This window comes from Thermoanaerobaculia bacterium, assembly GCA_035717485.1.
Classification (GTDB): Bacteria; Acidobacteriota; Thermoanaerobaculia; order UBA5066; family DATFVB01; genus DATFVB01.
The window spans coordinates 1-4,140 of record DASTIQ010000003.1 but is presented as its reverse complement, the minus strand read 5'-3'; the positions used below and the strand labels follow the sequence as shown (position 1 = coordinate 4,140).

Below are 4,140 nucleotides of genomic sequence, written 5' to 3'. Positions count from 1 at the left end.
GACGACGATGCGCGCCGGAGCGATCGAGCGGCGCCGGCGGGGCCGGGCGCTCGGATACGCGCTCGCGGCGGGCGGGTGTGCCGCCGCCGCCGCGGCGCTCGCGATGCTGCCCGCCGTTCGCGGTTTCCCGCTCTTCGGTTTCGCCGCGGTGGGCTGCGCGATCGCCGCGCTCGCCTGCGGCGCTCCGGCGGCGGTCCTCCTCCTCGAGCGCGCGGTCCGGCGCCCTCTGCGCCGGCTCTTCGGCGCGCCCGGCCGTCTCGCGGCGGCGTTCTTCGCGGGGAATCTGTCGAAGAACGCGGTCGCGATCGCGGCGCTCGCTCTCGCCCTCGGCATGAGCGGCGCGATGGCCGTGATGATCGCTTCCCTCCGCCGCACGGTGATCGCCTGGGTCGACCAGTCCGTCTCCTCCGACCTCTTCGTGAAGTCGGCGACCGGGGAGCGGCGCGGCATCATCGGCACGATCCCCGCGGACGCGGTCGACTTCCTGCGCGCGGTTCCGGGAGTCGCGGTCGCGGACCCGTTCCGGACGGTCGACGTCCAGGACGCGAAGGGAGAGCCGTTCACGGTCGGAGCCGGCGACTTCGGGACGGCGGTGCGCATCGGCGCGCTCCCGCTCGAATCGGGACGCGATCCGGCGGCCGTCTTCGGGCGAGCGCGCCGGCTCGGGGAAGCGTTCGTGTCGGAGCCGTTCTCGCGGCATTTCGGGAAGAAGCGCGGAGACCGGGTCGTCGTCCCGACGCCCTCGGGGACCCGGACGTTCACGGTCGCGGACGTCTATCCCGACTACTCGAACGACCGCGGGACGGTCGTCATCGACCGTCCCGTTTTCGTCGCGCTCTTCCACGACACCGACGTCTCGACGGTCGCGATCCGCGCGGCCCCCGGGATCTCCCCGGAAGCTCTCCGGGACCGCATTCTCGCGGCGGCGGGTGGACGGTACGCGCTCACGATCCTGACGAACCGCACGCTCCGGAGGGAGGTTCGGCGCATCTTCGACCGCACCTTCGCGGTGACCTGGGGGCTCGAGGGGATCGCCCTCCTCGTCGCGGGGCTCGGCGTCGTCAACGCGCTCTTCGCCCTCATCGTCGAGCGCCGCCGGGAACTCGCCCTTCTCCGCGTGCTCGGGACGTCGCGAAACCAGCTCCGGCGCTCGATCGCGATCGAGGCGGGGCTGATCGGCGCGGGCTCGCTCATCCTCGCCGTGCTCGCGGGCGCCGCTTTTGCGGCTCTCCTGATCCTCGTGATCAACCCGCAGTCGTTCGGCTGGTCGATCCGCCCGGCGGTTCCATGGGTCGGAATCGCTCTCGGCTTCGCCCTCGCGCTCGCGACGACGATCGCCGCCAGCCTCGTTCCGTCGCGGATCGCCGTTTCCGGAGACGCGGCGGCAGCGATCCGGGAAGAATGAGACCGGGAGCCTTCGCCCGCGTCCTCCTCGCGGCGATCGTCGGCGGAACTCCCGCCCCCCCGCCGCGGACGCCGGTGGCCGACGCCTCTCTGCTCGCCGCGCACCCCGACGCGAAGGCCGAGTGGTGGTACTACACGGGACACCTGCAGACGGCATCCCGGCGCGAGTTCGGCTTCGAGCTCACGTTCTTCCGCGCGAGACTCGCCGACGGCGACGATCTCGACGCCGCGCATTTCGCCCTCACGGACGTCGATCGGCGGACCTTCGCCTGGGCGGAGAAGCTCCACCGCCCGTTTCCCGGGATCGCCGGCGCCGACGCCGGCCGCCTCGCGGTCTTCAACGAGGACTGGGAGGCGCGCGCGGAAGGCGCCACGCACGTTCTGCGCGCGCGAATGCCGTCCGGTTCGATCGCGCTGCGGCTCGCGCCCGTGAAGCCGCTCGTCCGGAACGGCCCGGGCGGGATCTCGCGGAAGGGACCGCGGCCGGACGAATACTCGAACTACGTTTCGTTCCCGCGGCTTTCCGTTTCGGGCACGCTGTCGCAGGGCGGCGCGCCGGAAGCGGTGACCGGGATCGCCTGGTTCGACCACGAGTTCGGTCCGGGGGGACTCCCCGCCGACCTCGCGGGGTGGGACTGGTTCGCGATCCAGCTCTCCGACGGAACCGAAACGATGCTCTATCGCCTTCGCGCGAAATCGGGGGGCGACTCCCCCTTCTCTCAGGGAACGTTCGTCGCGGCCGACGGCCGTGCCTTCCCGCTCGCCGCCGGCGATTTCGACGTGGCGCCGGCCGGACGGTGGCGTTCGCCCCGAAGCGGAGCGATCTACCCCTCGGGATGGCGGGTGCGCGTCCCGTCCCGCGGCGTCGACGTCGCGGTCACCCCCCGGCTGCCCGACCAGGAGCTCGTGACGAGCCGGTCCACCCGCGTGACCTACTGGGAAGGAGCGTGCACGGTTTCGGGAAGGGCCGGCGGCGCCGCGGTGACCGGGAAGAGCTACGTCGAGCTGACCGGTTATGCCGGAACGGACCTCCCGTGAATTCCCGGGCCGCTGGACACCGAGCCCGACGCGTGGGCGTCTCGCCTCCCGGCGCGTCCCGGAAACGTCGTCGGATCCGGCGGCCGCTTCACGCCCGCGAACGCGTCGTCTCTTCGTCGATGTGCCGAGCCGCCTCGTCGAGCACCGCCCACTCGGTATGGTCGAAGCGCTCGTCGTCGGCTTCCGCCGCGGCGCGCTCGTCCGAGAACAGCGCTTCCTGGCGCCGCATCTCGTCGGCGAGCGGCTCGTACCACTCGCGGTGGCCGCGGGCGTCCGCGTAGTCCCAGAGCCCGTTGTGACAGTGGCGGTCGTCCTCCCAACCGGGATGATTGACGATCGGGTAGAGGCAGATCCCCGCGACGCCGACCCCCAGCCGCAACGCGCCGCGAACTTCCTTGGCGACGTAGTGGAGCCACGCCGGCCGAACGTCGTCCTCGATTCCGGTCTCCGCGATGAACATCGGCCGCCCGTAGCGCTCCTGGACCTCGCGGAGCATGTAGCGGAGCGGAAGGTGCTGCGGATGCGACGGGACGACGACGCCGTCGTCGAGCACCCACTGGTTGTGGATGTAGTAGTTGAGGCCGAGGACGTCGAGGAACTCCGGAGCGCCGCCGAGCTCGGGCTGCACGCGTCCGGCGATCATGTCCCATGCCGCGAACTGCGACAGGCGATGGTCCTCGGCGCGGCGCCGGTCCTGGGGACGGCGCGGATCCGCGATGATGTGGATGATCGGATCGGTGTGCACGAGGCGGGCATCGGACCATCGTTCGCGAATCGCGCCGCACGCGGCGATCGAAGCGGCCACGAGCTGTCGTTTGAGCTCGTCTCCCCTCTTCTTCGCGAAAGGATTGAAGAACCCCTCCTCGCCCCCCGCGAAGGAGAGGAACGAGATCTCGTTGACGGGAGCCAGATACGGGACCTCGTCCGTTTCGTCTCCGAGGACGGGAAGGAAGGCGCGGACGAATTTCTCGAAGCGGGGAACGAACTCGGGAGAGAAGACGTCGACGAAGTCCGGCCACCCGAAATGGAGCAGGTCCCAGATCACGCGCACCCGCGCCCGGCGAGCCGCCCGGAGCATCTCCACGGTCGAAGACCAGTCGTAGCTCCCGTCGGCGCTCTCGATGCGGTTCCACCGGATTCCGTCGCGCGCCGTGCGGATTCCCGCCGAGCCGAGCCGCACGTAGTCCTCGTAGGCCCAGCGGTCGTGCGCCGTCGACGCGATCATGTCGAGCCGCACGCCGTCTCGCCGGACGTGGTTGGAACATTCGAAACCGCCGATGAAGAAGCTCGGAAAGAGTCGCCGAATCATCACACCCCCGAAGTCACCGTACCGGAGCCCGCCGGAACGGTCAATCGCGACGGGCCCTCCTTCCGGCCTTCCGTCAACCCGCTTCCGGGCGAAGCCGCCAGCCGATCGCGGCGAGCGCGACCAGCGAGACGGCCATCGCCGCGGACACCCCGGGATCGGAATAGGAGAACTCGACGCGGTGCCGTCCGGGGGGAACGCGGACGGCCTGGAACGAGAAATCGGCGGCCACGACGCGAACGGGGCGACCGTCGATCCGCGCTCTCCATCGGCGATCGAACGTCTCGGATCGGAACAGGTATCCGCCGGCGGAGACGACGTCGACCTTCTCCCGATCCGCGGGGCGCGCGATCGGGGTGACCGCCGCTCCTCCGGAGGGAAACGCCGGCGAC

Annotated in this window: 4 protein-coding genes; 2 read left to right on the top strand and 2 right to left on the bottom strand. The window is 71.0% G+C overall.

Features of this window, described 5'->3' with window-relative positions; all coding sequences use genetic code 11:
• Together VFS34_00050 and VFS34_00045 are read left to right on the top strand one after the other, a co-directional pair.
• A partial coding sequence (locus tag VFS34_00050; protein HET9792823.1) for an ABC transporter permease occupies window positions 1-1,405 on the top strand: 1,405 nt, incomplete at its 5' end.
• Window positions 1,402-2,442 carry a lipocalin-like domain-containing protein gene (locus VFS34_00045; GenBank protein HET9792822.1) on the top strand — a complete coding sequence of 347 codons (1,041 nt, stop codon included), beginning with the start codon at window positions 1,402-1,404 and terminating at the stop codon, window positions 2,440-2,442. The genes VFS34_00050 and VFS34_00045, both read left to right, overlap by 4 nt.
• Before the next feature lie 88 nt (window positions 2,443-2,530).
• On the opposite strand, the gene VFS34_00040 is transcribed toward VFS34_00045, so the two are convergent.
• Both VFS34_00040 and VFS34_00035 read right to left on the bottom strand, forming a co-directional pair.
• Entirely contained in the window at window positions 2,531-3,751 is a 1,221-nt protein-coding gene (locus tag VFS34_00040; GenBank protein ID HET9792821.1) for a beta-glucosidase, read from the bottom strand.
• Window positions 3,752-3,824: 73 nt separating this feature from the next.
• Window positions 3,825-4,140 (bottom strand): hypothetical protein (locus tag VFS34_00035; protein HET9792820.1); only part of this gene is annotated, 316 nt, incomplete at its 5' end.